The sequence below is a fragment of the Hymenobacter plasmatis genome, from assembly GCF_020711255.1.
In the GTDB taxonomy this organism is placed as follows: Bacteria; Bacteroidota; Bacteroidia; order Cytophagales; family Hymenobacteraceae; genus Hymenobacter.
The window spans coordinates 1-588 of sequence record NZ_JAJFAW010000070.1; the positions used below are offsets into that span (position 1 = coordinate 1).

Below are 588 nucleotides of genomic sequence, written 5' to 3' on the forward strand. Positions count from 1 at the left end.
GACGCCCCGCTCTTTTTGGCTGTCATAACAGAAGAAATATACGTCCTTCTTCTGTCCGCCTTGCCTAGACCACCTCAGTCGCACATTATCGAGCTTGGTATAACGGCGAATCATTGCACTAGTGTTGTGTTTCGTCTGGTTTATCACCTTCGAGTCGTCGGCCCCGTTGAGCTTAGAGACGGTCACATATGAGGCCCGCAAGGAGTGCGCGGCATACCCGCTCCCTAGATACTGCTGGGCGATCAGGTTAATGTACTTGGTGGTCATCCTGCGGGTGGTCAGCCGGTGTTTTTTGCGCAAGGACACGAACACGCACCCCCCGTCGCGGTCCAACACCCGTAACCAAGCCTGCAGCGAGCGGATGGGGCACAGTGCCGAATCGGAGGGATTGAATATGGCCTTCTCTTCGGCCTAGCCTAACTAGTTGGTTTTGCTCTTGCTCAGCGAAACCACCAGCCTTTCTTCGTCGAAGGTCAGGTCTTCGATCTTCAGCGCTTCTAGGTTCGACCGGCTAAGAGCCTGTTAAGAAACACAAGTAGTTGGTAGACAAAAAGAAATCAGCCAGGTTATTTCCTTTTCCTCATCCGA

Annotated in this window: 1 pseudogene; it reads right to left on the reverse strand. The window is 52.9% G+C overall.

The annotated features are described in order from the left end of the window. Positions 1-267: pseudogene (locus LJ738_RS21170) on the reverse strand (hypothetical protein); the annotation flags it as partial. Between the last annotated feature and the right edge of the window lie 321 nt (positions 268-588).